This window comes from Frigoribacterium sp. CFBP 8759 (genome assembly GCF_014841655.1).
Classification (GTDB): Bacteria; Actinomycetota; Actinomycetes; order Actinomycetales; family Microbacteriaceae; genus Frigoribacterium.
In genome coordinates, this window is record NZ_JACYUH010000001.1 from 1 (window position 1) to 24,951 (window position 24,951).

General features: G+C 69.7%; 26 protein-coding genes. 1 reads left to right on the top strand and 25 read right to left on the bottom strand.

Annotated elements, in window-relative coordinates:
• Window positions 1–521 precede the first annotated feature (521 nt).
• The 20 genes from tyrS to infC form a co-directional block, all read right to left on the bottom strand.
• Window positions 522–1,760 carry a tyrosine--tRNA ligase gene (gene tyrS / locus IFT79_RS00005; protein WP_173154700.1) on the bottom strand — a complete coding sequence of 413 codons (1,239 nt, stop codon included), beginning with the start codon at window positions 1,758–1,760 and terminating at the stop codon, window positions 522–524.
• A gap of 110 nt (window positions 1,761–1,870) precedes the next feature.
• On the bottom strand, window positions 1,871–2,515 hold the full coding sequence (locus tag IFT79_RS00010) for a DNA-3-methyladenine glycosylase (protein WP_192122613.1): 645 nt from the start codon (window positions 2,513–2,515) through the stop codon (window positions 1,871–1,873).
• 31 nt (window positions 2,516–2,546) lie between these two features.
• A complete protein-coding gene (locus tag IFT79_RS00015; protein WP_192122614.1) occupies window positions 2,547–2,684 on the bottom strand; it encodes a hypothetical protein in 138 nt (45 codons plus the stop codon).
• Window positions 2,681–4,147: an argininosuccinate lyase gene (gene argH, locus IFT79_RS00020; RefSeq protein ID WP_159826792.1), complete on the bottom strand. Its 1,467-nt coding sequence runs from the start codon at window positions 4,145–4,147 to the stop codon at window positions 2,681–2,683. The genes IFT79_RS00015 and argH overlap by 4 nt, the downstream gene beginning before the upstream one ends.
• Window positions 4,144–5,346 (bottom strand): argininosuccinate synthase, encoded by a 1,203-nt coding sequence (locus IFT79_RS00025; protein WP_056048027.1) that lies wholly within the window; start codon window positions 5,344–5,346, stop codon window positions 4,144–4,146. The genes argH and IFT79_RS00025 overlap by 4 nt, the downstream gene beginning before the upstream one ends.
• A 55-nt stretch (window positions 5,347–5,401) precedes the next feature.
• A complete protein-coding gene (argF, locus tag IFT79_RS00030; protein ID WP_192122615.1) occupies window positions 5,402–6,322 on the bottom strand; it encodes an ornithine carbamoyltransferase in 921 nt (306 codons plus the stop codon).
• A complete protein-coding gene (locus IFT79_RS00035) occupies window positions 6,319–7,515 on the bottom strand; it encodes an acetylornithine transaminase (protein ID WP_123571770.1) in 1,197 nt (398 codons plus the stop codon). The genes argF and IFT79_RS00035 overlap by 4 nt, the downstream gene beginning before the upstream one ends.
• A gap of 2 nt (window positions 7,516–7,517) precedes the next feature.
• Entirely contained in the window at window positions 7,518–8,564 is a 1,047-nt protein-coding gene (gene argB, locus IFT79_RS00040; protein WP_123571771.1) for an acetylglutamate kinase, read from the bottom strand.
• A complete protein-coding gene (argJ, locus tag IFT79_RS00045; protein ID WP_123571772.1) occupies window positions 8,564–9,721 on the bottom strand; it encodes a bifunctional glutamate N-acetyltransferase/amino-acid acetyltransferase ArgJ in 1,158 nt (385 codons plus the stop codon). The genes argB and argJ overlap by 1 nt, the downstream gene beginning before the upstream one ends.
• Complete coding sequence (gene argC / locus IFT79_RS00050) at window positions 9,718–10,767, bottom strand: N-acetyl-gamma-glutamyl-phosphate reductase (protein WP_192122616.1); 1,050 nt, start codon at window positions 10,765–10,767, stop codon at window positions 9,718–9,720. The genes argJ and argC overlap by 4 nt, the downstream gene beginning before the upstream one ends.
• 59 nt (window positions 10,768–10,826) lie before the next feature.
• Complete coding sequence (pheT, locus tag IFT79_RS00055; RefSeq protein WP_192122617.1) at window positions 10,827–13,337, bottom strand: phenylalanine--tRNA ligase subunit beta; 2,511 nt, start codon at window positions 13,335–13,337, stop codon at window positions 10,827–10,829.
• Window positions 13,337–14,377 (bottom strand): phenylalanine--tRNA ligase subunit alpha, encoded by a 1,041-nt coding sequence (pheS, locus tag IFT79_RS00060; RefSeq protein ID WP_056048045.1) that lies wholly within the window; start codon window positions 14,375–14,377, stop codon window positions 13,337–13,339. The genes pheT and pheS overlap by 1 nt, the downstream gene beginning before the upstream one ends.
• Before the next feature lie 94 nt (window positions 14,378–14,471).
• Entirely contained in the window at window positions 14,472–15,389 is a 918-nt protein-coding gene (locus IFT79_RS00065) for an amino acid ABC transporter permease (RefSeq protein ID WP_082460495.1), read from the bottom strand.
• Window positions 15,386–16,054, bottom strand: coding sequence for an amino acid ABC transporter permease (locus IFT79_RS00070; protein WP_043596711.1), 669 nt, complete (start codon window positions 16,052–16,054; stop codon window positions 15,386–15,388). Before IFT79_RS00070 ends, IFT79_RS00065 begins: the two co-directional genes overlap by 4 nt.
• 75 nt (window positions 16,055–16,129) lie before the next feature.
• Window positions 16,130–16,993, bottom strand: coding sequence for a glutamate ABC transporter substrate-binding protein (locus IFT79_RS00075; RefSeq protein ID WP_056048049.1), 864 nt, complete (start codon window positions 16,991–16,993; stop codon window positions 16,130–16,132).
• Between the two features lie 103 nt (window positions 16,994–17,096).
• Window positions 17,097–17,834 (bottom strand): amino acid ABC transporter ATP-binding protein, encoded by a 738-nt coding sequence (locus tag IFT79_RS00080; protein WP_043596708.1) that lies wholly within the window; start codon window positions 17,832–17,834, stop codon window positions 17,097–17,099.
• 129 nt (window positions 17,835–17,963) lie between these two features.
• Window positions 17,964–18,764, bottom strand: coding sequence for a TrmH family RNA methyltransferase (locus IFT79_RS00085; RefSeq protein WP_159828623.1), 801 nt, complete (start codon window positions 18,762–18,764; stop codon window positions 17,964–17,966).
• A 125-nt stretch (window positions 18,765–18,889) separates the two neighbouring features.
• A complete protein-coding gene (gene rplT, locus IFT79_RS00090) occupies window positions 18,890–19,276 on the bottom strand; it encodes a 50S ribosomal protein L20 (RefSeq protein WP_043596706.1) in 387 nt (128 codons plus the stop codon).
• A 30-nt stretch (window positions 19,277–19,306) separates the two neighbouring features.
• On the bottom strand, window positions 19,307–19,501 hold the full coding sequence (rpmI, locus tag IFT79_RS00095) for a 50S ribosomal protein L35 (protein WP_043596704.1): 195 nt from the start codon (window positions 19,499–19,501) through the stop codon (window positions 19,307–19,309).
• A gap of 3 nt (window positions 19,502–19,504) precedes the next feature.
• The gene (gene infC / locus IFT79_RS00100) at window positions 19,505–20,155 is read right to left on the bottom strand and encodes a translation initiation factor IF-3 (protein WP_082060163.1); all 651 of its coding nucleotides are present in this window, start codon (window positions 20,153–20,155) and stop codon (window positions 19,505–19,507) included.
• 378 nt (window positions 20,156–20,533) lie between these two features.
• On the opposite strand from infC, the gene IFT79_RS00105 reads away from it, so the two are divergent.
• Complete coding sequence (locus IFT79_RS00105; RefSeq protein WP_043596743.1) at window positions 20,534–20,866, top strand: DUF1844 domain-containing protein; 333 nt, start codon at window positions 20,534–20,536, stop codon at window positions 20,864–20,866.
• A gap of 132 nt (window positions 20,867–20,998) precedes the next feature.
• On the opposite strand, the gene IFT79_RS00110 is transcribed toward IFT79_RS00105, so the two are convergent.
• The 5 genes from IFT79_RS00110 to IFT79_RS00130 form a co-directional block, all read right to left on the bottom strand.
• A complete protein-coding gene (locus IFT79_RS00110; protein WP_192122618.1) occupies window positions 20,999–21,802 on the bottom strand; it encodes an SseB family protein in 804 nt (267 codons plus the stop codon).
• On the bottom strand, window positions 21,802–22,548 hold the full coding sequence (priA, locus tag IFT79_RS00115; RefSeq protein ID WP_043596701.1) for a bifunctional 1-(5-phosphoribosyl)-5-((5-phosphoribosylamino)methylideneamino)imidazole-4-carboxamide isomerase/phosphoribosylanthranilate isomerase PriA: 747 nt from the start codon (window positions 22,546–22,548) through the stop codon (window positions 21,802–21,804). Before priA ends, IFT79_RS00110 begins: the two co-directional genes overlap by 1 nt.
• A gap of 66 nt (window positions 22,549–22,614) precedes the next feature.
• Complete coding sequence (hisH, locus tag IFT79_RS00120; RefSeq protein ID WP_192122619.1) at window positions 22,615–23,253, bottom strand: imidazole glycerol phosphate synthase subunit HisH; 639 nt, start codon at window positions 23,251–23,253, stop codon at window positions 22,615–22,617.
• On the bottom strand, window positions 23,250–23,867 hold the full coding sequence (gene hisB, locus IFT79_RS00125; RefSeq protein WP_056048065.1) for an imidazoleglycerol-phosphate dehydratase HisB: 618 nt from the start codon (window positions 23,865–23,867) through the stop codon (window positions 23,250–23,252). Before hisB ends, hisH begins: the two co-directional genes overlap by 4 nt.
• Window positions 23,864–24,949 carry a histidinol-phosphate transaminase gene (locus IFT79_RS00130; RefSeq protein WP_056048069.1) on the bottom strand — a complete coding sequence of 362 codons (1,086 nt, stop codon included), beginning with the start codon at window positions 24,947–24,949 and terminating at the stop codon, window positions 23,864–23,866. The genes hisB and IFT79_RS00130 overlap by 4 nt, the downstream gene beginning before the upstream one ends.
• Window positions 24,950–24,951: the final 2 nt, after the last annotated feature.

The window sequence follows — 24,951 nt, forward strand, 5'->3', positions numbered from 1 at the left end:
AAGCAATGCCAGGGTATAATTTGGCATTTGACAATGTGCACGCTGTTGAGTTCTCAAGGACCAAACGCACTCAAGGCCCGGTCGGAAAGACCCTCGCTCGAAGCTGCTGTGGAACCGTACCATCCTGATGGACCAAGTCGGAACGACTTGATTTCCGGCCCCCAAAGTTGAGGACCAGCACCTGGTAATGACCAGAGGATGGATTTGAAACCCTACCACACGAATCGCAAGCCGTAAACGACGTGGGTTCGGGGAGGATGTCACCACTTGAGGCCGGGGAACTCCGGAGCAGAACCATTGCTGGTCGCTGTCCTAGCCGTTCCGCCGCACCTTTGGGCTGACTCGGATTACTTTACACAGCTCACCGGTCGCACCTCCAAATGTCTGGGCATCCCGGGCGTGTCGCGTGACTGAAGCCCTGAAAGCATGGCCAGCCGCGTGCATTCCTTGCCGTGGGATGACGTCAAGCCCGCCCCCTCGACGAGGGAACGGGCTTCCGTCGTCCGGAGGTCGATTCGAGGTCAGACCTTGACGGTGACGCCGGCGAGCGTCTTCTTACCGCGTCGGAGCACGACGACTCCCCCGTCGAGTCTCGAGTCGGCGACCAGAGCATCGCCGTTCTCGACCCGGGTGTTGTTCACGTAGACACCACCCTCCGCCGTGGCCCGGCGGGCTGCACCCAACGACGCGACGAGTCCGGTGTCGACCAACGCCTGAGCGATCGTGGTCGACGCATCGGCCTCGGCCGCCGGCAACTCGGCGATGGCACTGGCGAGAGTCCGCGGGTCGAGGACCGTGAGGTCGCCTTGCCCGAAGAGGGCGGCGGCTGCGTCGATGGCCGACTGCGTGGCCGAGGTGCCGTGGACCAGGGACGTGACGTTCCAGGCCAACGCTCGCTGCGCCTCCCGACGGAAGGGCTCGTCGGCGACGGCGGTCTCGAGCCGCTCGATCTCGGAACGCGAGAGGAACGTGAAGACCTTGAGCCGAGGGACGACGTCGGCGTCGTCGGTGTTGAGCCAGAACTGGTACATCGCGTACGGGCTGGTCAACTCGGCGTCGAGCCAGACCGCGTTGCCCTCGCTCTTGCCGAACTTGGTGCCGTCGGTGTTGGTGATCAGCGGCGTGCCGATCGCGTGGACCGAGACGCCCTCGGTGCGGCGGATGAGTTCGGTTCCGCTGGTGAGGTTGCCCCACTGGTCGCTGCCGCCGGTCTGCAGGACGCAGTCGTAGCTGCGGTAGAGCTCGCGGAAGTCGAGGCCCTGGAGGATCTGGTAGCTGAACTCGGTGTAGCTGATGCCGGCGTCGGAGTTGAGACGCGCGGCCACGGCGTCTTTCTTGAGCATGGTGTTGACGCGGAAGTTCTTGCCGATGTCGCGCAGGAACTCGATGGCGCTGAGCGGAGACGTCCAGTCGAGGTTGTTCACCACTCGGAGACCGTTGTCACCGTCGGGCGAGAGGAACTTCTCGACGTGGACGCGGATGCGGTCGACCCACTCGGCCGTCTGCTCGGGCGTCTTGAGCACCCGCTCGGCGGTGGGGCGTGGATCGCCGATGAGGCCGGTGGACCCGCCCACGAGTCCCAGGGGCCGGTGACCGGCGAGCTGCAGGCGGCGCATGGTGAGCAACTGCACGAGGTTGCCGAGGTGGAGGCTGGGGGCCGTCGGGTCGAAACCGCAGTAGTACGTGATCGGCGCACCGGCGAGAAGGGTCTTGAGGGCGTCGGCATCGGTCGACACGTGCACCAGGCCGCGCCACTGCATCTCGTCCCACACGTCGTCGAACGAGGGGTCGTTGCTCTGGGCGGCCAGGACGTCTGCAGTCGTTTCACTGGTCACGTCGGAAACGGTACCAGCGGCCTCCGTCACCGTCTTCACGCCCCACCGCGTCGTCGCGAGACGGCGGCGCGGTACGGGGAGACCGAGGGATCACCCTCGAGCGAGAAGCGCCACGGGAACGCGTCGCCACCGGCGTGACCCGACACACCGACACGCGGGCCGGCGGCGATCGGGCCGACCGGTGCGGACGGGAGGCGAAGACGGAACCGCGCCTCCTGACCGGGGGTGTCGGCGACGAGGCGTGAGCCGTCGTCGCCGAGCTCCATGCCGAGTGCGGAGCCGAGACGGCCGGGACCTCGGGCGAGGTCGGCCGACGTCCGCGACGTCGTCCGACGCGCCCGGACCTCGTCGACGCCGGCCACCACTTCGCCCGAACGCAAGAGGACACCGGACGCGAAGCCCTCGGGCCCGCACACGATGTTGACGCAGCGGTGGATGCCGTAGGACAGGTACACGTAGAGCGTTCCGCCGCGTTCGAACATGCTGTCGTTGCGCGCCGACCGGCCCCGGTGCGCATGCGAGCCGGGGTCCTGCCCCTGGCCGTGGTACGCCTCGACCTCGGTCAGGCGGATGCCGACGCCGCCCGACCAGAAGACCGAGCCCAGGAGGCGCGGCGCGACGGCCAGCGCCGGTTCGGCCAGCAGTGCCGCGAGCACGTCGTCGTCGGGTGTCGCCGTCACCGCTCCCCCGTGCTCACCGCGATCGTCTCGTTCAGAAGAAGCGCTGACCACTGGCGACTGCGATCACCGCGACGGCGACGAGCACCGCCACGGCGATCGCGACGACGACGGGGACCACCCAGGCACGGACCGGCCGGTCGTCGCGAGCGCCCGGTCGTCGACGGGTCACGGTGCCGCCGGGGCGAGGGACCGGACCAGGTGGCGCATCTGCTCGGTCAGCTGCGCGAGCTGCTCGGCGACCCGCTCGGGAGCCGTGCCGCCGGCCCCTCGACGGCTGGCGATCGAGCCCTCGACCGTCAGGACGGGGCGGATCTCGGGTGTGAGATGCGCCGAGACGGACCGGTACTGCTCGTCGGTGGGCTCGTGCAGCTCGAGGTCGTGCTGTTCACAGAACCGCACCAGCTCGCCGCTGATCTCGTGTGCGTCGCGGAACGTGACCCCCTGACGGACGAGCCACTCGGCGACGTCGGTCGCGAGTGAGAATCCCTGCGGCGCGAGCTCGGCCATTCGGACCTCGTCGAAATCGAGGGTCGCCACCATGCCCGTGAACGCCGGGAGCAGCACCTCGAGCTGGCTGACCGAGTCGAACACCGGCTCTTTGTCTTCCTGGAGATCTCGGTTGTAGGCCAGCGGCAGCCCTTTGAGGGTCGCGAGCAGACCCGTCAGGTTGCCGATGAGCCGCCCCGACTTGCCGCGCGCGAGTTCGGCGATGTCGGGGTTCTTCTTCTGCGGCATGATGCTCGACCCGGTCGAGAACGCGTCGTGCAGACGGACGAAGCCGAATTCGCGGGTGTTCCAGAGGATGATCTCTTCGGCCAGCCGCGAGAGGTCGATGCCGATGGACGCCGTGACGAACGCGAACTCCGACACGACGTCACGACTGGCCGTCGCGTCGATCGAGTTCTCGGTCGTGCGGTCGAAGCCCAGATCGGTCGCCACGAGGAGCGGGTCGAGCCCCAGCGAGCTACCCGCGAGGGCACCCGCTCCGTACGGCGAGGCACCGGCCCGACGCGACCAGTCGCGCAGGCGCTCGAGGTCGCGGACCAGAGGCCAGGCGTGGGCGAGGAGGTGGTGCGCCAACAGCACCGGCTGCGCGTGCTGGAGGTGCGTCCGGCCGGGCATCACGGCCGACGGGTGGGCCGTCGCCTGACCGGCGATCGCGTCGACCAGGTCGACGACGTGCCGACCGATGACGCGGGCGTGGTCGCGCAGGTACAAGCGCACCAGCGTCGCGATCTGGTCGTTGCGGCTACGCCCCGCCCGGAGCTTGCCGCCGAGCTCGGCGCCGGCGATGCCGATGAGCCCCCGCTCGAGGGCGGAGTGCACGTCCTCGTCGGTCTCGGCCGCGGTGAACGTGCCGTCGAGCACGTCCGACTCGAGCCGGTCGAGCGCCGACAGCATGGCCTCGAGCTCGGACGCGTCGAGGTATCCCGCCGCCGCCAGAGCCCTGGCGTGTGCGCGCGACCCGGCGATGTCGTACGAGGCCAGCTGCCAGTCGAACTGCGTGGACTTGCTGAGCGCGGCGAGCTCGGCGGACGGCCCGGAGGCGAAGCGGCCGCCCCAGAGGGCGCCCGCCTCGCCTGCTCGCTCGTTCTTGCCCGACCCTTCGCCGAGCCCGCTCGCGTCGGTCACGCCCCGTGGGCCAGGTCGCGACGAGCCGAGATCTTGCTGGGCAGCGACCAGATCTCGATGAAGCCCTTCGACAGGGACTGGTCGAAGGTGTCGCCCGTGTCGTAGGTCGCGAGGTCGAAGTCGTAGAGGCTCGCGTCGCTCTTCTGACCGGTGACGACCGCGCGCCCGCCCTGCAGCTTGAGACGGATCTCACCCGACACGTACTTCTGCGTGTCGTCGATGAAGACGTCGAGCGACCGCTTGAGACCCGAGAACCACAGGCCGTCGTAGACGAGGTTGGACCACTCGGCCTCGACGCCACGCTTGTACCGGCCGAGGTCGCGCTCTATGGTCAGGGCCTCCAACGCCTCGTGCGCGGCGATCAGCGCCATCGCGCCCGGGGCCTCGTAGACCTCGCGGCTCTTGATGCCGACGAGCCGGTCCTCGACGACGTCGATGCGGCCGACGCCGTGCTTGCCGGCGAGCTCGTTCATGCGCTCGACGATGCCCAGCGGGGTGAACGCCACCCCGTCGATCGCCGTCGGGACTCCGGCCTCGAAGGTGATGACGACCTCGTCGGCGTCCTTGACGACGGCCGGGTCTTGCGTGTACTCGTACAGGTCCTCGATGGGAGCGTTCCAGGGGTCCTCGAGGAACCCGGTCTCGACCGCGCGGCCCCAGACGTTCTTGTCGATCGAATAGGGGTTCTTGGCGCTCTGGCGGATGGGAAGGGCGTGCTCTTCCGCGTAGACGATCGCCTTGTCGCGGGTGAGGGCCAGGTCACGGACCGGGGCGATGCTCGTCAGGTCGGGGGCGAGGGCCGCGACGGCCGCCTCGAAACGGACCTGGTCGTTGCCCTTGCCGGTGCACCCGTGGGCCACGCTGTTCGCACCTAGTTCCTTCGCGACAGACGCCAGGTGGCGGGCGATCAGCGGACGGCTGAGGGCGGACACCAGCGGGTAGGTCTTCTGGTACAGCGCGTTGGCCTTGAGGGCCGGCATCAGGTAATCGGTGCCGAACTCTTCTTTGGCGTCGACGACGACCGATTCGACCGCACCGCAGTCGAGGGCACGCTGTCGGATGTCTTCCATGTCCTCTCCGCCCTGTCCGACGTCGACGGCGAGGGCGACCACCTCTTTTCCGGTGGCGTCGGCCAACCAGCCGATGCCGACCGAGGTGTCGAGGCCTCCTGAGTATGCGAGGACGACGCGTTCCGCCATGGTTCTCCTTGAGTGGTGTGGGTGTGGCTACGTGTGTGTGAGGTGGTGGGGGTGCTCAGCGGGCCAGCAGCCAGGTGAGCAGCGCCTTCTGGGCGTGCAGCCGGTTCTCGGCCTCGTCCCAGATGACGCTGGTCGGGCCGTCGATGACGTCGGCCGTGACCTCGTACCCGCGGTCGGCGGGGAGACAGTGCAGGAAGATCGCGTCGGCGTCGGCCTGGGCCATCAACGCCTGGTCGACCTTGAACGATCCGAAGACGGCGACCCGTTCGACTTTCTCGTCCTCCTTGCCCATCGAGACCCAGGTGTCGGTCACGACGACGTCGACCCCGGCGACGGCCTCGACCGCGTCGGTCGTGACGAGCACGGAGCCACCCGTCCGCGCGGCGATCGCCTCGGCGTCGGCCACGACGGTCGGGTCGGGCAGGAAGCCCTCGGGGGCACCGATGCGGACGTGCATGCCCGCGGTCGCGCAGGCCAGCAGGTACGACTGGCCCATGTTGCAGCGCCCGTCACCGACGAAGGCCACCGAGAGGCCGGCGAGCGTGCCCTTCTTCTCGCGGATGGTCTGCAGGTCGGCGAGCAGCTGACACGGGTGGAAGTCGTCGCTCAACGCGTTGACGACGGGCACGGTCGTCCCCGCCGCCATCTCTTCGAGGCCGGACTGCGCGTAGGTGCGCCAGACGATGGCGGACACCATGCGCTCGAGCACGCGCGCCGTGTCGGACGGGGTCTCCTTGCCGCCGAGCTGGCTGTTCGCGGTGGCGATGATCAGCGGGCTGCCGCCGAGGTCGGCGATGCCGACTGCGAAGGAGACCCGGGTACGGGTCGACGACTTGTCGAAGATGACGGCGACGGTCTGCGGACCGGCCAGCGGGCGCTGGGACCAACGGTCGCGCTTGAGTTCGTCGGCGAGATCGAGCACCTCGAGCTGCTCGGCGGTGGTCAGGTCGTCGTCCCGGAGGAAGTGGCGGGTCATTCGAGGCCTTTCAGGACGGTGGTCATGATCTGGGTGAACTCGGCGATCTCGTCGTCACCGACGATCAGGGGAGGCGCGAGACGGATGCTCGAGTCGTTGGGGGCGTTGACGATGAGGCCGGCCTCGAGGGCGTCGGCGGCGACCTGGGCCGCGACGGGCTGCGCCAGCCCCAGGCCGATGAGGAGGCCGTTGCCGCGGATCTCGCGGACGAGCGGCGAACCGATCGACTCGACGGCCGCGCGGAGCTGGTCGCCCCGGACGATCGCGTTGAGCACGAGCTGGCTCGACTCGATCTCGCCGAGCACGGCGTTGGCCGCGGCGGTCGCGAGCGGGTTGCCGCCGAAGGTGCTGCCGTGCTGACCGGCCTCGAACAGGTCGGACGTGTCGCCGAAGGTGATGAGCGCACCGATGGGGACTCCCCCGGCGATGCCCTTGGCGACGGTGATGGCGTCGGGGACGATGTCGTGCTGCTGGAAGGCGAACCACGAGCCGGTCCGGCCGATGCCGGTCTGGATCTCGTCGAGGATCAGCAGGGCCCCGTGCTTCGTGGTGAGTTCGCGGGCACGCTCGAGGTAGCCCTCGGGCAGGTCGACGACGCCGGCCTCGCCCTTGATCGGCTCGACGAACAGGGCGGCCACCGTACCGTCGAGGGCCGCCTCGAGTGCCTCGACGGTCGTGTCGATGTGCTCGACCCCGGGCATCATCGGCTCGAACGGTTCGCGCAGCGCCGGCTTGCCGGTCAGCGCGAGCGAGCCCATGGTGCGCCCGTGGAACGAGTTCTGCAGGGCGAGGATGCGGGTGCGCGAGCCGTCACCGCGGTTGAGGCGGGCCAGTTTGACCGCGGCCTCGTTGGCTTCGGCTCCGCTGTTGCCGAAGTAGACGCGCCCACGCTCGCCGGCGCCGCTGATGCGGGTCAGCCGTTCGGCGAGCTCGACCTGCGGGGCCGTCGCGAAGTAGTTGGAGACGTGGATCAGCTTGCTCGCCTGCTCGGTGAGCGCCTCGACGAGCACCGGGTGGGCGTGTCCGAGGGCGTTCACGGCGATGCCCGCCAGGAAGTCGAGGTAACGCTTGCCGTCGACGTCCCAGACCTGGCAGCCCTCGCCGCGGTCGAGCATCACCTTCGGAGTGGACAGCGAACGCATCATCGAGTCGCCGAATCGGCGCTGCCAGGTACCGCCTTGGGTCTGGATCATGGTCACGACTGTCCTTTCGTGTCGGTGCCGCTGGCGGCAGGGCCACCCGGGGCGGTGCCCCTGGTGGTGACGATCTCGCCGGCGGGGGTGCCGAACGAGGTGACGACGGGGGCGCCGGTCGACGCCGCCCGGTCGTCGGGAACCACCTCGGTGCCCGACCCGCGTTGGGTGAACACCTCGAGGAGGATCGAGTGCGGGATGCGACCGTCGATGATGGTCGCTCCTCCGACGCCACCGACGACCGAGTCGAGGCAGGCGCGCATCTTGGGGATCATGCCCGACTCGAGGGTCGGGAGCATGTCGGTGAGGGCCGACACCGTGATGGCCTCGACGAGCGAGTCGCGGTTCGGCCAGTCGGCGTAGAGCCCGGCGACGTCGGTCAGGACGACGAGCTTGGCCGCACCGAGGGCGATGGCCAGGGCCCCCGCCGCCGCGTCGGCGTTGACGTTGAGGGCGTGCTCGGGATCGATCGTGTTCGTCGCGATCGACGACACCACGGGGATGCGCCCCGCCTCGATCTCGACCAGCACCGACGACGGGTCGACGTGTGTCACGTCGCCCACGTGTCCCAGGTCGAAGGTCTCGCCGTCGACCACGACACCGCGCTTGCGACCCTCGAACAAGGTCGAGCCCTCGCCGGAGACACCGCGGGCCAGGTCGCCGTGCTCGTTGATCAGGTCGACGATCTCGCGGTTGACCTCGCCGGCCAGGACGTCGCGCACGACCGAGATCGCTTCGGTCGACGTGTAGCGGTAACCGCCCCGGAACTCGCTCTCGATGCCGGCGGCGTCGAGGGCGGCCGAGATCTGTGGCCCCCCGCCGTGGACGACCACCGGGTGCAACCCGGCGTACCGCAGGTAGACCATGTCCTCGGCGAACGCCTGCTTGAGGGCGTCGTCGACCATGGCGTTGCCGCCGAACTTCACGACGACGACCTTGCCCGAGAAGCGCTTCAGCCAGGGCAGGGACTCGATCAGGGTCGAGGCCTTGACCGCCGCGAGCTCCTGCTCGTCGGCCGCCGTCGCACCGGTGCTCGTGTGGACGCCCATCAGCTGGAGTACGCGCTGTTCTCGTGCACGTAGTCGTGCGTGAGATCGTTCGTCAGGATGGTCGCCTCGACCGGCCCCGTCTTCAGGTCGACGAGCACGTGGACCGCCCGGGGCGTCAGGTCGACGTCGTCGCTCGGCCGATCGGGTGCCCCGGCGTGGCAGACGCGGACGCCGTTGATGGTCACGTCGACGTCGTACGGGTCGAACTCGGCCGACGTGGTGCCGATGGCGGCGAGCACGCGGCCCCAGTTGGGGTCGTTGCCGAAGACGGCTGCCTTGAAGAGGTTGTTGCGAGCGATCGAACGGCCCACCTCGACGGCGTCGTCGTCGGATGCCGCCCCCACGATCTCGATGCGGATGTCGTGCGAGGCACCCTCGGCGTCGGCCTGCAACTGCTCGGCGAGGTCGGCACAGAGCGCCGTGACCGCCGCCGCGAAGTCGCCGGCAGGAGGCGCGACACCGGACTCGGCGCTGGCCAACAACACGACGGTGTCGTTCGTCGACATGCAGCCGTCCGAGTCGAGACGGTCGAAGGTGACCCGGGTCGCCTCGCGGAGTGCGGAATCGAGACCGGACGCGTCGACGTCGGCGTCCGTCGTGAGCACGACGAGCATCGTGGCGAGTCCGGGGGCGAGCATGCCCGCACCCTTGGCCATTCCGCCGACGACCCAGCCGTCACCCGAGACGACGGCCTGCTTGGGCTTGGTGTCGGTCGTCATGATCGCCGTGGCGGCATCGAGGCCGCCGTCGACCGACAGGGCGTCGGCCGCGGCCGTGGAGCCGCTCAGCACCTTGTCGCGGAAGGTCTGGTCGCCGACGCCGATGAGGCCCGTCGAGCAGACGAGGACGTCCGTCGCCGACAGGCCGAGGGCGGCGGCCACGGTCTCGGCCGTGGAGTGCGTCGTCTGGAAGCCGAAGGCTCCCGTGAAGCAGTTCGCGCCTCCGGAATTGAGGACGACGGCGTCGACGCGACCGTCGGCTATGACCTGCTGGGACCACAGGACGGGGTTCGCCTTGGCCCTGTTGCTGGTGAAGACGGCCGCTGCAGCCGTGCTGCGACCTCGGTTGACGACCAGGGCGACGTCCGGCGCGCCCGAGCTCTTGAGGCCGGCGACGACGCCGGAGGCCTCGAAACCGGCTGCTGCGGTGACGCTCACGGGGCGACTCCGTTCTGGCCGAGGCCGGTGGTCTCGGGCAGGCCGAGCGCGATGTTGGCGGACTGGACGGCGGCACCGGCCGTGCCCTTCACGAGGTTGTCGAGGGCGGTGACCACGACGACGCGGTCGGCGGCCTCGTCGACGGCGAGTCCGATCAGGGCGGTGTTGGCGCCGATCGTGTCGGCCGTCCGCGGGAACTCGCCGTCCGGCAGCAGGTGCACGAAGGGCTCGTTCGCGTAGGCCTGCTGCCAGGCGGATCGCACGTCGTGGGCGGTGACGCCCGGGGCGAGACGCGCCGTCGTCGTGGCGAGGATGCCCCGCGCCATCGGCACGAGCACCGGGGTGAACGAGACGTTCACCTCCGTCGCGCCGGCCACCCGGAGGTTCTGCTGGATCTCGGGGATGTGCCGGTGGCTGCCGCCCACCCCGTAGGCCGACGCCGACCCCATCAACTCGCTGGCCAACAGGTGGGTCTTGAGCGCCTTGCCCGCCCCGGACGGACCGACGGCCAGCACGGTCACGATGTCGGCGGTCTCGACGACGCCCGCCTGGACGCCGGGGGCCAGCCCCAGGGTCACCGCGGTGACGTTGCAGCCGGGCACCGCGATGCGCTTGGCCCCGACCAGGACGGTGCGCTGGCGACCCGGGGTGTCACCGAGGACGAGTTCGGGCAGGCCGTACGACCAGGCTCCGTAGAACTCGCCACCGTAGAACGCCTGCCAGGCGGACTCGTCGGTCAGCCGGTGGTCGGCACCACAGTCGACGACGAGCGTGTCGTCGGGCAACTGGGCGGTGATCGCCCCCGACTTGCCGTGGGGCAGGGCGAGGAACACGACGTCGTGCCCCGAGAGGGCTTCGGGCGTCGTGTCGACCAGGGTCAGGTGCGCCAACGAGCGCAGGTGCGGCTGGACCGCGAGGAGTGGCTGACCGGCGTTCTGGAACGCGGTGACGGTCTGCACCTCGAAGTCGGGATGCTCGGCCAGCAAGCGCAGGAGCTCACCACCGGCGTAACCACTCGCGCCGGCCACGGCAACGGAGAAAGGCATGCGTCCACCCTAATGTTCGAATTCGGCCTGGGATCAGGGGCGGCGGCGCCGGGCGAGTGTCAGTCGCGGAGCGCCGCCCCGAATCGCTCGCCGGCCAGGCGGACGGAGCCGGACTTGGCCTCGGAGGCCTCGGCGGCGGTGAGGGTGCGGTCTCCGGCCCGGAAGCGCAGGGCGAAGGTGAGCGACTTCGTCGCGTCGGGCAACCCGGCACCTCGGTAGTCGTCGACCAGCCGGACCGTCTCGAGCAGGTGGCCCGCCCCCTCGCGCACGGTCGCGAGCACGTCGCCCGCGGGGACGTCGACGCCCACCACGAGGGACAGGTCTTGGGTCGCCGCGGGGTAGGACGAGAGGGCCGAGGTGACCGGCTCGGCGACGGCGAGGTCGATGAGGCGGTCGAGGTCGAGCTCGGCCACGGCGACCACCCGGGGCAGGTCGAGCTCGGCTGCCACGCTGGGCAGCAGCTCGCCCGCGATGCCCACGACCTCGTCTCCGACCAGCACCTCGGCCGTGCGGCCCGGGTGCAGCGAGACGTGCCGGGCCTGTCGGAAGGTGACCTCGGCGGCCACGGCCGACGCCGCGACGCGCACGGCGTCGAGCACGTCGGCGAGGGACGCCGCGACGGCGGATTGCCCGGGGGCGCGATCGACGACCGTGCCGACCGTCAGGAGGCCGAGGTGTCGCGGCTGGAGCGGCAGGGCGTCGGCGAGGGCGCCCAGCGTGGCGTCGTCGGGGCGGGCGGCCCCGAAGGGGACCTCGTCGCTGCCGTAGACGACGCCCTCGTCAGGCAGGAAGACCGTGCCCACCTCGAACACCGAGAGGTCGACGAGACCGCGACCGAGGTTGCGACGGGCGACCTCGAGCAGCCCCGGCACCAGTGACCGACGGAGTTCGGGCGCTGCCGAGTCGAGGGGGTTGGCGAGTCGGACGGCGGGCAGCCCGGTGCCGTCGGCCGAGCCGAAGGCGAGGTTCTGGGCCGAGGAGACGAACGGGTACGCGGCGACCTCGGTCGAGCCGGCCGCGGCGAGCCCGTTCGACACCTGCCGACGCAGCTGCTGCTCGCGCGACAACCCACGACCGGCCGGGGCGACGGGCAGGACGGAGGGGATGCGGTCGTAACCCGTGATGCGAGCGACTTCTTCGACGAGCGACGCGGAGTCGACCAGGTCGCTGCGCCAGGTCGGCGGGGTCACGAGCCAGTCGTCACCAGCTCGCTCGACGCTCGCCCCGATGGCCGTGAGGGCACCGGAGACCTCGTCGTCCGTGTAGTCGACGCCCATGAGGCGGGCGGCTCGATCGACCGGCAGGGTGATCGTGTCGGGAGGGGTGGAGGCGTCCCACCGTGACCCGAGCGCGTCGGACGTGCCGCCGGCGAGCTCGACGAGGAGGTCGACCACGCGCTGGGCGGCTGCCTCGGCCACCTGCGGGTCGACACCGCGCTCGAAGCGCTTGGACGCCTCGCTCGGCAGCTTGTGGCGGCGGGCGGTGCGGGCGATCGACGTGGGGTCGAAGGTCGCGGCCTCGACGAGGACGTCGGTCGTGGTCGCGCCGATCTCGGTCGAGGCGCCGCCCATGACGCCGGCCAGGCCGACGGCACCCGACTCGTCGGCGATCACGAGGTCCTCGGCGTGCAGGTCGCGTACCTGGCCGTCGAGGGTCTCGAGGCGCTCGCCCGGTGCGGCCCGGCGGACCGAGAGGCCACCGCTGACCTTGTCGAGGTCGTAGCCGTGGATCGGCTGGCCGAGCTCGAACATGACGTAGTTCGTGACGTCGACCGGCAGCGAGATGCTGCGGACCCCCGCCAACCGCAAGCGCGACGCGAGCCACGGAGGGGTCGGACCGGTCGCGTCGATGCCGCGGACCACCTTGGTGGTGAAGGTCTGCACGCCGACCCGGTCGCGCACGGGGGCCTGGTCGTCCACGACGACCGGGAAGCCGGACGACGGGGTCGGAGAGACGAGCGACGCGGGGTCGCGGAAGGTCGCCCCGGTGGCGTGCGAGTACTCGCGGGCCACCCCCCGGATGCTGAAGGCGTAGCCCCGGTCGGGCGTCACGTTGATCTCGACCGCGGCCTCGTCGAGGCCGAGCAGCGCGATCGCGTCCGTGCCGACCTCGGGATCGAGGCCGAGCGACGAGAGGACGAGGATGCCGTCGTGCTCGTCGCCGAGGCCGAGCTCGCGGGACGAGGCGATCATGCCGTCGGAGACGTGCCCGTAGGTCTTGCGGGCGGCGATCGGGAACGGCCCGGGCAGCACCGCACCGGGCAACGACACGACGACCTTGTCGCCGACGACGAAGTTGTGGGCACCGCAGACGATGCCGCGGACGTCATCGGGGTCGGTCGAGGCGTTCGGCCCCACGGCGACCTGGCACCAGTTGATCGTCTTGCCGTTCTTCTGCGGCTCGGGCGTGAACTCGAGCACCTGACCGACCACGAGGGGCCCGGTCACGTCGCCGACGTGGACGTCCTCTTCTTCGAACCCGACCGACACGAGGGCGGCGTGGACGCTCTCGAGCGACACGTCGCCCGGCAACTCGACGAACTCACCGAGCCAACTCAGCGGAACCCGCATCAGACCACCATCCCGAACTGCTCGCTGAACCTGACGTCACCCTCGACCATGTCGCGCATGTCGTTGAGGTCGTTGCGGAACTGGAGGGTGCGCTCGATGCCCATGCCGAAGGCGAAACCCTGGTAGCGCTCGGGGTCGATGCCGGCCGCCCGCAGAACGTTCGGGTTTACCATCCCGCAACCGCCCCACTCGACCCACCGTGCGCCGCCCTTGGCGTTCGGCTGCCAGACGTCCATCTCGGCGCTGGGCTCGGTGAAGGGGAAGTAGTTGGGGCGCAGCCGGATCTGCGCCTCGGCGCCGAACATCGAGCGGGCGAGGTGCTCGAGGGTTCCGCGCAGGTGCGCCATGGTGAGGCCCTCGTCGACGGCGATGCCCTCGAGCTGGGTGAAGACGGGCGTGTGCGTCGCATCGAGCTCGTCGGTGCGGAACACCCGGCCCAGCGCGACGTTGTAGACCGGCAGCTCTTTCGAGAGGAGCGTGCGGATCTGCACCGGCGACGTGTGCGTGCGCAACACCAGATGACGGTCGACGGGGTCGACGAAGAACGTGTCCTGCATGGCCCGGGCCGGGTGGTCGGCGTCGAAGTTCAGGGCGTCGAAGTTGAACCACTCGTGCTCGAGTTCGGGGCCCTCGTTGACCTCCCACCCCATGCCGACGAACAGGTCGGCCATGCGCTCTTGCAGCAAGGTCAGGGGATGGCGGGCCCCGGCGCGACGGCGCGACGGCAGAGCCGTGACGTCGACGGCCTCGGCCTCGAGCCGCGCGGACTCCTCGATCACGGCCAGCTCGGCCTCGCGCGTGGCGACGGCCTGACCGACCCGGCCCCGGGCCTGACCGACGAGCTTGCCCGCCGCGGCCTTCTGGTCGTTCGGCAGGTCGCGCAGACCGGCGTTCAGGCGGGCCAGCACCGAGGCCTCGCCGACGTGCTGGGCACGGGCGGTCTTGAGCTCGGCGACGGTGGCCGCCGTGGCGATCGCCGCGAGGGCGGCGTCGACCGCCGACGCGACGGCGTCTTCGGAGAGGGGGACGGAGTCTGACACGAGAACCAAGCTTAGCGATCGTTGGGAGGCGACCCGCGCCTCCTGGTCGTGACGGACGAGGAGGCGCGGGCTGGGATCGGGTGGACGGACCGGGTCAGGTCGCGCGGCCCGACACGTGGTCGGACTCGTAGCGGCCGCCGCGTCCGAACATGCCCGGGTCCTTCGGCGTGCCCGGGCGCTTGGCGACGACCGCACGCCGCCCCGTCCGTCGGTCGACGACGCGGACGACCCACGAGAGCAGGAGGTTCGTGGCGAGGTAGACCACGAGGACGACCGCGAAGAGGGTGAACGTGTACGTGCTGCCGTAGTAGGTGCCCAGACGCGTGAGACCGCTCCGGGTCAGTTCGACGTAGCCGACGATGTAGCCGAGCGAGGTGTCCTTCAACAGGACGACGAGCTGGGCCAGGATGATCGGCAGCATCTGACGGAAGGCCTGCGGGAACTCGATGGAGAAGCGCGTGCGGATCGGGGTGAGCCCGATCGCGAGGCCCGCCTCGCGTTGCCCCCGCGGCAGCGAGGCGATGCCCGCGCGCAGCGCCTCGCCGATGAGCGCCCCGTTGTAGACCGCCAGCGCCGCGACCACCGCCCAGAAGGCCCCGGTCGAGAAGACCAACAGGATGAACAGCATCATCAGCAGGACGGGCATGCCGCGGAAGAACTCGAGCAGCACCGTTGTCGGAACGCGCACCCAGGCGGACCGCGCCGTCCGGAGGAACGAGAAGAGGACGCCGATGACCACCGCGAGGACCGACGCGACGGCCGCGGCCTGGATGGTCGCTAACCAGCCCCGACCGATCGCCCGCCAGAGCGCGAGGTCCCCGAGGATGTCCCACCGCGACGCGTCGAGCACGCCGGGACTCTCGGCACCGTTCGCGCTGATGCGGGGGCGGCCGAGGAGGTAGACGAGGTAGGCGACCAGGGCCAGGACGAGCACGACGCCGACCACCGAGATGATCCGCGAGGTGCGGCGGGCCCTCGGCCCCGGGGCGTCGTAGAGGACGGAGGTGCTCATCGGAGGACTGCGACCTTCTTCTCGACCACGGCGGCGAGACGGCCGAGCGTGATGGTGACGAGCAGGTAGAAGAACGCCACGGCGAGCAGCGTCGTGATGACGGCGTCACCACGATCGTTCGCGATGTAGCGCCCCGCGGCGAAGAGTTCGGCCACGAAGAAACCACCGGCCACCGAGGTGTTCTTGGTGAGGGCGATGAAGACGTTGATCAGTGGGGGCACGACCATGCGCATGGCCTGCGGGAGGATCACGTGGCCGAGCGTCTGGCCGAAGCCGAGGCCGATGCTGCGGGCCGCCTCGGCCTGCCCGACGGGGACGCCGTTGATGCCCGACCGGATGGCCTCCGCGACGAACGGCGAGGTGTACGCCGTCAAGCCGATGACGGCCAACGGGAAGTACGTGCCGAAGTCGACTCCGAGGTACGGCAGGACGAAGGCGCAGAAGAAGAGCACGAGCGTGAGCGGGATGTTGCGCAGCGCCTCGGTGTAGACCGTCGCGAACGTGCGGAAGGACGCCACGGGCGAGATGCGCAGAGCCGCGACGAAGAAACCGATCACGAGGGCCCCGAGGCCCGACAGAACAAGCAGCTGGAGCGTCGTGACGAAGCCGTCCCAGAAGCGGGGCCAGTTGTCGGTCACGGCGTCGAAGCCGGGGATGACGTCCAAGGGGTTCAACAGGGTCCTTCGGTCGGGGCAGGACGCGGGCACCCGGGGCTGGTCGCCCCGGGTGCCCGCGCGGTGTCAGTAGCGGTCGATCGTGGGGGGCGTCGGGGTGTCGAGCACCTTGCCCGCGGTCTTCTCCCACAGCTCGTCCCAGGTGCCGTCGTCCTCGGCGTCCTGGAGCGTGTCGTTGACGAACATGCGGAAGTCGGTGTCGTCGAGGGCCAGACCGATGCCGTAGGGCTCCTCGGTGAAGGTCTCCCCCACGACCTCGAACTCGCCCTCGTTCTGGTCGGCGAGGCCGGCCAGGATGACGTTGTCGGTCGTCACGGCCGACACCGCACCGGTGCGGAGGGGCTCGAGGCAGTTCGAGTACGTGTCGGTGGCGAGGATGTCGGTGGTGTACTCGGCCACGTTCTTCTCGCTGGTCGAGCCGCTGACGGTGCAGACCTTCTTGCCGGCCAGGTCGTCGGCGGACTCGATCCCCTCGGGGTTGCCGTCGAGCACCAGCAGGTCTTGACCGGCCGTGTAGTACGGGCCGGCGAACGAGACGACCTTCTTGCGATCGTCGTTGATCGTGTAGGTCGCGATGACGAGGTCGACCTGGCCGTTCTGGATGAACGGCTCGCGGTTGGCCGAGACGGTCTCGACCCACGTGATCTTGTCGGCTTCGATGCCGAGCTTCGCGGCGACGAGCTTGCCGATCTCGGCGTCGAAGCCCTCGGGCACGCCGTCGGGGTTGGCCAGGCCGAACAGCGGCTGGTCGAACTTGGTGCCGATGGTGATCTCACCGGCGTCGGCGAGGCGGGCCATGGTGCTGCCTTCGGCGAAGTCGGCCGGCGTCTCGACGTCGACGGCCGGGGCCGACGAGTCGGTGCAGGCCGAGAGGCCGAGGACCACGGCGGCTGCTGCGGCTACGGCGACGAATCCCTTGCTGAGTCGCATTCTGATCTCCTTGCTGGGTGACCCGGACGCCGGGCGGCGATCGGGTGTCGTGGGCCGGCTGTTCGGGTGCCGGGGAACGGGTCGCGGACTCGGCCGCGCCCGCTCAGTGCGTGAGGATCTTCGCGAGGAAGTCCTGGGCGCGGGTCGACTGGGGGTCGGTGAAGAACTTCTCGGGCGTCGCCTCTTCGACGATCTGACCGTCGGCCATGAAGACGACGCGATCGGCGGCCTTGCGCGCGAACCCCATCTCGTGGGTGACGACGATCATCGTCATGCCGTCCTTCGCGAGCTGCACCATGACGTCGAGCACCTCGGTGATCATCTCGGGGTCGAGTGCGCTGGTGGGCTCGTCCAGGAGCATCACCTTGGGGTCCATCGCCAGTGCCCGGGCGATCGCGACACGCTGCTGCTGCCCGCCCGAGAGCTGGGACGGCATCTTGTCGGCCTGGTTCGCGACGCCGACCCGCTCGAGCAACTGCATCGCCCGCTCGCGCGCCTCGGCCTTGGTGCGCTTCCGCACCTTGAGCTGGCCCAGCATGACGTTCTCGAGGATGGTCTTGTGCGAGAAGAGGTTGAAGCTCTGGAACACCATGCCGACGTCGGCGCGCAGGCGGGCGAGAGCCGCACCTTCTTCGGGCAGACGCGTGCCGTCGATCGTGATGACGCCGTCGTCGATGGTCTCGAGGCGGTTGATCGCCCGGCAGAGGGTCGACTTGCCCGAACCGCTCGGGCCGATCACGACGACCACCTCACCCTTGCCCACCGTCGTGGTGATGTCCTTCAGGACGTGGAGGTCACCGAAGTGCTTGTTGACGTGGTCGACCACGACGAGGGGTTCCATGCGCCCACACAAACAGACCCCCAGGTCGGGGTCAAATTCACAGTGGATTCTTAATGAAAACGAAACGACGCGTCCCACCGCGACCAGAGTGCCCGACCCGACCCGCGCCTCCTGCGAGACGAGGAGGCGCTAGCCGCGGTGGGCGAAGGCGCTCTCGTAGAGGCACACCGAGGCCGCCGTCGCGAGGTTCATCGATTCGGCGTGACCGTAGATGGGCACGACCAAGGTGCGGTCGGCACGCGCGAGGTCGGCGTCGGTGAGACCCCGGGCCTCGTTGCCGAAGAGCCAGGCGGTCGGCTCGGCGAGCACGCCCTCGGTGCGGGCGGCGAGCAGGTCGTCTCCCTTGACGTCGGCGGCGAGCACCTGGAGGCCGATCTCACGACACCGGTCGACGATCGCCGGCAACTCGACGCCCACGGCGACCGGCACGTGGAACAGCGAACCCGTCGTGGACCGGACGACCTTGGGGTTGTAGAGGTCGACGCTGCGACCGGTCATGATGACGGCGTCGGCACCCGCGGCGTCCGCGGCCCGGATGATGGTGCCCGCGTTGCCGGGGTCGCGGACTTCCTCGAGGATCACGACGAGCTTCGGCTCGGCGGCGAAGACGTCCTTGACCGACGTGGGGAACTGCCGACAGACGGCGACGATGCCCTGTGGCGTGACCGTGTCGGCCATGGCCTCGAGCACCGGCTCGGTGACGAACTGGACGTCGATGCCCTCCGCCCCGGCGGCGACCGCCACCTCGGGGTAACGCTCGAGAGCCGTCGGGGTGCCGAAGAGTTCGACGATCAGCTCGGGCCGGAAGGCCAGGGCCTCACCGACCGACTGCGGCCCTTCGAGCAGGAACGTGCGGGTCTCGGTGCGAGCGTCGCGCTTCGAGAGCTTGGCCACCGCCCGGACTCGGGGTGAACGGGGATTGTCGAGCAGGGAGTCGTGGGGCACCCGTCCATGATGCCGCACGAGGACCACCGCCTGCCGCGGACGCACGAGACCCGACGGCGACACCGGGGTGGGTGTCGGGCCGTCGGGCCTCGAGGGTGGTGCGGGTGCGACTACGCGGCGACCTTGGGGGCCGAGGTGTCGGCGGGCAGCGCGGCCTTGGCGGTGGCGACGAGCGACGCGAACGTGGCGGGCTCGTTGACGGCCAGCTCGGCCAGGATGCGACGGTCGACCTCGACGCCGGCCAGGGACAGACCCTGGATGAGGCGGTTGTAGGTCAGGCCGTTCGCACGCGACGCGGCGTTGATGCGCTGGATCCACAGACGACGGAACTCGCCCTTGCGCGCACGACGGTCACGGTACGAGTAGACGAGCGAGTGCGTGACCTGCTCTTTGGCCTTGCGGTACAGGCGCGAACGCTGACCGCGGTAACCCTCGGCACGCTCGAGGATGACGCGACGCTTCTTGGCGGCGTTGACCGCTCTCTTGACTCTTGCCATTTTCTTGTTCCTCTACGTTCGTGTCAGCGGTCAGTGACCGAGAAGCTTCTTGGCGACCTTGGCGTCGGCGGGAGCGAGCACCTGGTCCTGGTTCAGGCGAGCCTTGCGCTTGGCGCTCTTCACCTCGAGGTTGTGGCGCATGCCAGCCTGCTGCTTCATGATCTTGCCGGAACCGGTGACCTTGAAGCGCTTCTTGGCGCCGGAGTGGGTCTTCTGCTTGGGCATGTCTTACTTACTTTCTTCTGTCGGTCGCTCGGCCGGTGCATCGGCCGGGACCTCGTCGGACGTCGGGTGCTTCGGCGGCTTGTTGGCCGCCTTGCGAGCTTCTGCCTCGGCCTTGGCCTCGGACTTGTTCTTGTGCGGGCCGATGACCATCACCATGTTGCGGCCGTCGATGGTGGGCGTCGACTCGACGCTGCCCCACTCGGAGACGTCTTCGGCGAAGCGCTGGAGCAGGCGGACACCCTGGTCGGGACGCGACTGCTCGCGACCACGGAACAGGATCATGGCCTTGACCTTGTCGCCGCCCTGGAGGAAGCCCTCGGCGCGCTTGCGCTTCGTCTCGTAGTCGTGCTTGTCGATCTTCAGGCGGAAGCGGACCTCTTTGAGGATCGTGTTCGCCTGGTTGCGACGGGCTTCTTTCGCCTTCTGCGCAGCCTCGTACTTGAACTTTCCGTGATCCATGATCTTGGCCACGGGAGGCTTCGAGTTGGGGGCCACCTCGACCAGGTCGAGCTCGGCCTCTGCGGCGAGACGCAGGGCCATGGCGATGGGAACGACGCCGATCTGCTCACCTGCGGGCCCGACGAGGCGGACCTCGGGGACGCGGATACGGTCGTTCGTACGGGGATCGCTGATGCGGAACTCCTCTGTCGTCATTTCTGCATCTGGCGGGGCCGGACGGCCTCGCCAGAGAAAGAGGAGTTTCGTGCGGGCACCGTCTGACGACGCATCACACCGCACCCTGGCTGCTCGATCACCGTCTGCCCGATGCCTCTGACGAGGAACGAGGTGGAACGGTGGTGCTGATCGAACGGGGTGCCAACAACCCGGTAACCTTGTCTAACGGTCAAGCGCGGGTGGGAGAATCTCCACTTTCGCACGGAGCAGACGCTCCGAGCCTGGACGAGTTTAGCAGAGGATCAGTTCGTGAGCCACTCCCCCGACGACGCACCCATTCCCGACGCCCGCTTCGGCGATCCGGCACCGGCCACGTCGCCCGACACCTCCCCCGCGACGGCGCGGTTCGAGGACGATCTGCACTTCGGTGACGACGCCGCCCGTGACATCGCCGACGTCAACGCGGTCGAGGTCATCAACACCGTCTGCGTCCACCTGATGAGCGCCGCCGCGGTGAAGGTCGGCCTGGCCGACGACCCGCAGCGACAGACCGACCTCGACGAGGCCCGCAAGCTCATCACCTCCCTCGCCGGACTCGTGACCGCCAGCGCACCCGAGATCGGCGACCAGCACGCCCGGGCGCTCCGCGACGGCCTGCGATCGCTGCAACTCGCCTTCCGGGAAGCGTCGGCCATCCCCGACGCGATCGGCCAGGGCCCCGGCGAGAAGTACACCGGCCCCGTCAACTGAACCGCGCGTCCCCCGTACCGCGCGTCCCCAGGCCCGCGCGTCCCCTGCTCGGTGCGCCCCCAGGTCCACGCGTCCCGGGACCCGCGCGCCCAGGGGCCATCCGGCTCCCGCACCCTGACGGACGGCTCGTCCTCAGCCCGGGACGACCTTCACCGACATGCTGTCGACCCGGTCGGCGATCACCGGATCGGCGGCCCAGGCCGCCTGCAGTCGCTGCAGCAGCGCGTGCAGGGCGTCCCGGTCCAGACCCGGCGCCACGCCCAGCTGGACGACGATCTCGGGGGCACCGAGCCGGGCGTCTCGATAGCCGGGCGCGACGACCAGGCTGACCAGCGCCTCCTCGTCACGTGACGCGTCGAGGAACGCGCGCAGGACGTCTTCGTCGTGGTGGCTCGGCACCCACGGGAGGTCTTGCGCGACGGCCCAGACGGCCGGACGACGCAGACCGAACTCGGTGATGGATCCGGGGTCGACCACGATGCGGTCGGTCGACTCCGAGGCGGCCGCGAGGGCCACGCGCCGCGCCTCCACCGGCACCGGTCGGGCAGCGGGGCGCCAACGCGTCAAGGTCTCGACCGAGGTGAAGGCCGGCAACACGTCCCGGCCGTCCGGACCCGAGACCGTGACGATGGAGAGCTCCTGCGTCTTGTCGACGCGGCGACCGTGGTCGTCGAGACCTTCGTCCCCCGCCACGGCGACCAACGGCACGAGCAGGCGCGCCGGACGGAGGGCGTCGACGACGTCGCTCTCTCCGAGCCGCCCCTCGCGGAACCCGAGGAGGGCGTCGAGCAGGACCGGGTCGGCGGACCCGTCGTCTCCGGCGTGCGCCGTGTCGTGATGGTCGAAGGTGCGCCCGGCCCACGGCCGCCCGGCACTGTCTCCGCCGGGACCGGGAACATCGTGTGCGTGCCCCGGTCCACCCGGCGCGGTCGCCATCAGTTCGACGCGACGTCGAGGGCTGCGCCGAGGGTGAAGGCTCCCGAGTAGAGCGCCTTGCCGACGATGGCGCCCTCGAGCCCCTGCGGCACGAGCTCACGCAGAGCCACGAGGTCGTCGAGGCTCGAGATCCCCCCCGAGGCGATCACCGGACGATCGGTGTGCTCCATCACCTGACGCAACAGGTCGACGTTGGGACCCTGGAGCGTGCCGTCCTTCGTCACGTCGGTCACGACGTAGCGCGCACAGCCGGCCTCTTCGAGCCGGGCGAGGACGGTCCAGAGATCGCCGCCCTCTTCGGTCCAACCCCGCGCCGCCAGCGTGGTGCCCCGGACGTCGAGCCCGACGGCCACCGCCTCGCCGTACTCGGCGATGACGTGGGCGGCCCACTCGGGGTTCTCGAGGGCCGCGGTGCCGAGGTTGATGCGCTTCACGCCGGTGCTCAACGCGTCCTCGAGGGACTTGTCGTCGCGGATGCCACCGCTGAGCTCGACGTTGACGCCCTTGACCTGCTTGATGACCCTCTTGATGACGGCGCGGTTGTCTCCGCGCCCGAAGGCGGCGTCGAGGTCGACCAGGTGCAGCCATTCGGCGCCCTGGCTCGCCCAGTCGTCAGCTGCCGAGACCGGGTCGCCGTAGTTCGTCTCGCTGCCGGCCTCACCCTGGGTCAGGCGCACGGCCTGACCGCCCGCCACGTCGACGGCGGGGAACAGGGTCAGGGCGGGGGTGGTGCAGAACTCGCTCATGTCGTCTCTCTCACGGCGCCGGGCACCGCAGGGTCAGGAGGCGCGATCGGGTCGGTCGCGCCGGGGTCAGAGGGTGCCGAGCCAGTTCGAGAGCAGCCGGATGCCCGGCCGGCCCGACTTCTCGGGGTGGAACTGCGTCGCCCAGAGCGGGCCGTTCTCGACGGCGGCGACGAAACGGCCGCCGTGGTCGGCCCACGTGACGTGCGGTTCGGCGAAGGGTCGGATCACGTCGAGGGACCACTCTTGTGCGGCGAACGAGTGGACGAAGTAGAACCGCTCGTCGGCCACCCCGTCGAAGAGCACGCTGCCCTCGGGAACGTCGACGGTGTTCCAGCCCATGTGCGGCAGGACGTCGGCCTTCAGTTCGTCGACCACGCCGGGCCACGCCCCGAGGCCACCGGTGCTGTTGCCGCGTTCGACGCCGCCCTCGAAGAAGACCTGCATGCCGACGCAGATGCCCATGACCGGACGCCCGCCGGCCAACCGTCGGTCGATCAGCTCACCACCGCGGACGGACTCGAGCTGGCTCATGACGGCTGCGAACGCACCGACGCCGGGGACGAAGAGGCCGTCGGCCGCCTGCACCCGGGCGCGATCGGACGTCAGCTCGACGTCGGCACCCGCCAACTCGAGGGCCTTGACGGCCGAGTGGACGTTGCCGCTGCCGTAGTCGAGGACGACGACGGAGGGACGCGCGCCGGTCACAGGGCACCCTTCGTCGACGGGATGCCACTGACGCGCGGGTCGGGCTGGACCGCCTGGCGGAGCGCCCGGGCGAACGCCTTGAACTCGGCCTCGGCGATGTGGTGCGGATCACGCCCGCCCAGCACGCGGACGTGCACGGTGATGCCGGCGTGGAAGGTGATCGCCTCGAAGACGTGGCGCACCATCGAGCCGGTGAAGTGCCCGCCGATGAGGTGGTACTCGAACCCCTCCGGCTCGCCCGTGTGCACGAGGTACGGGCGCCCCGACACGTCGACGACCGCCTGCACGAGGGCCTCGTCAAGCGGGACCAGCGCGTCACCGTAGCGCGAGATGCCCGACTTGTCGCCGAGCGCCTGCTTCAGCGCGGTGCCGAACGTGATGCCGATGTCTTCGACGGTGTGGTGGACGTCGATGTGCGTGTCGCCCTTCGCGGTGACCTCGAGGTCGATCAGGGAGTGCTTCGACAACGCCGTCAGGAGGTGGTCGAAGAACGGCACCGACGAGTCGATCGTCGATCGGCCCGAACCGTCGAGGTCGAGGGCGAGGGCGATGCTGGACTCGCTCGTCTCGCGCGAGAGGGAAGCGGTACGGGCGGCGCGGGTCGTCTCGGTCACGAAGAGAGCCTAATGTCGCGGAGCGCCTCGAGGAACGCGGTGGTCTCGGCCTCGGTGCCCGCACTGACCCTCAGGTGGTTCGGGATGCCCAGGTTGCGGACGATGACGCCCCGCTCGAGCAGGCGCTCGAAGACGTCGGTCGGATCGTCGACCCCGCCGAAGAGGACGAAGTTCGACCAGGTGGGCCACGGCTCGTACCCGAGCTCGGTCAACTCGTGCACGATGCGATCACGCTGGGCCTTGATGTCGTCGACCATGGCGAGCATCTCGCTCGCGTGCGAGAGCGCTGCGACGGCCGCCGCCTGCGTCAGGGACGAGAGGTGGTACGGGAGGCGCACCAGACGCAGCGCGTCGGCCACGGCCGGGTGCGCGGCCAGGTAGCCGACCCGGGCACCGGCGAACGCGAACGCCTTGCTCATCGTGCGGGACACGACCAGTCGTTCGCGGCCGGCCAGGAGGGTCAGTGCCGTCGGCTGGTCGGCCGGCATGAACTCGGCATAGGCCTCGTCGACGAAGACGATGCCGTCCGTCGCGTCGTAGGCAGCCTCGATCGTGGCGAGATCGAGAGGGGTGCCCGTGGGGTTGTTCGGTCCGCAGAAGAAGACGATGTCGGGACGGGTGCGCTCGATCTCGGAGACCGCGGTCTCGGGCGAGATGCGGAACCCCTCGTCACGACGACCCTCGATCCACCGGCTGCCGGTGCCCGTGGCGATGATCGAGTGCATCGAATACGTGGGGGGGAACCCCAGGACGGATCGGCCCGGGCCTCCGAAGGCCTGGAGGAGCTGCTGGATGACCTCGTTGGAGCCGTTCGCCGCCCAGATGTTGTCGCGGGTCAGATCGTGACCGAGGTAAGCCGCCAGCGAGTCGCGCAGCGTCGTGAACTCACGATCGGGGTACCTGTTGACGTCGAGGACCGCCCGGGCCACCGACTCGACGATGTCGCGAGCGACGTCCTCGGGGATGGGATGCGTGTTCTCGTTGACGTTGAGAGCGACCGGGACCTTCTTCTGGGGAGCGCCGTAGGGCGTCAGCCCCCGGAGGTCGTCACGGATGGGCAGGTCGTCGAGACTGAAGGACACCC

What these genes read in the sequence shown, in the direction of transcription:
- IFT79_RS00025 (WP_056048027.1), bottom strand. Translation starts at nt 5,346, where the DNA reads ATGGCGGAACGCGTCGTCCTCGCATACTCAGGAGGCCTCGACACCTCG.
- IFT79_RS00110 (WP_192122618.1), bottom strand. Translation starts at nt 21,802, where the DNA reads ATGGCGACCGCGCCGGGTGGACCGGGGCACGCACACGATGTTCCCGGT.
- IFT79_RS00080 (WP_043596708.1), bottom strand. Translation starts at nt 17,834, where the DNA reads ATGGAACCCCTCGTCGTGGTCGACCACGTCAACAAGCACTTCGGTGAC.
- rplT (WP_043596706.1), bottom strand. Translation starts at nt 19,276, where the DNA reads ATGGCAAGAGTCAAGAGAGCGGTCAACGCCGCCAAGAAGCGTCGCGTC.
- priA (WP_043596701.1), bottom strand. Translation starts at nt 22,548, where the DNA reads ATGAGCGAGTTCTGCACCACCCCCGCCCTGACCCTGTTCCCCGCCGTC.
- IFT79_RS00065 (WP_082460495.1), bottom strand. Translation starts at nt 15,389, where the DNA reads ATGAGCACCTCCGTCCTCTACGACGCCCCGGGGCCGAGGGCCCGCCGC.
- argC (WP_192122616.1), bottom strand. Translation starts at nt 10,767, where the DNA reads ATGCCTTTCTCCGTTGCCGTGGCCGGCGCGAGTGGTTACGCCGGTGGT.
- IFT79_RS00075 (WP_056048049.1), bottom strand. Translation starts at nt 16,993, where the DNA reads ATGCGACTCAGCAAGGGATTCGTCGCCGTAGCCGCAGCAGCCGCCGTG.
- infC (WP_082060163.1), bottom strand. Translation starts at nt 20,155, where the DNA reads ATGACGACAGAGGAGTTCCGCATCAGCGATCCCCGTACGAACGACCGT.
- argF (WP_192122615.1), bottom strand. Translation starts at nt 6,322, where the DNA reads ATGACCCGCCACTTCCTCCGGGACGACGACCTGACCACCGCCGAGCAG.
- IFT79_RS00035 (WP_123571770.1), bottom strand. Translation starts at nt 7,515, where the DNA reads ATGATCCAGACCCAAGGCGGTACCTGGCAGCGCCGATTCGGCGACTCG.
- argB (WP_123571771.1), bottom strand. Translation starts at nt 8,564, where the DNA reads ATGGGCGTCCACACGAGCACCGGTGCGACGGCGGCCGACGAGCAGGAG.
- pheT (WP_192122617.1), bottom strand. Translation starts at nt 13,337, where the DNA reads ATGCGGGTTCCGCTGAGTTGGCTCGGTGAGTTCGTCGAGTTGCCGGGC.
- tyrS (WP_173154700.1), bottom strand. Translation starts at nt 1,760, where the DNA reads ATGCAGTGGCGCGGCCTGGTGCACGTGTCGACCGATGCCGACGCCCTC.
- rpmI (WP_043596704.1), bottom strand. Translation starts at nt 19,501, where the DNA reads ATGCCCAAGCAGAAGACCCACTCCGGCGCCAAGAAGCGCTTCAAGGTC.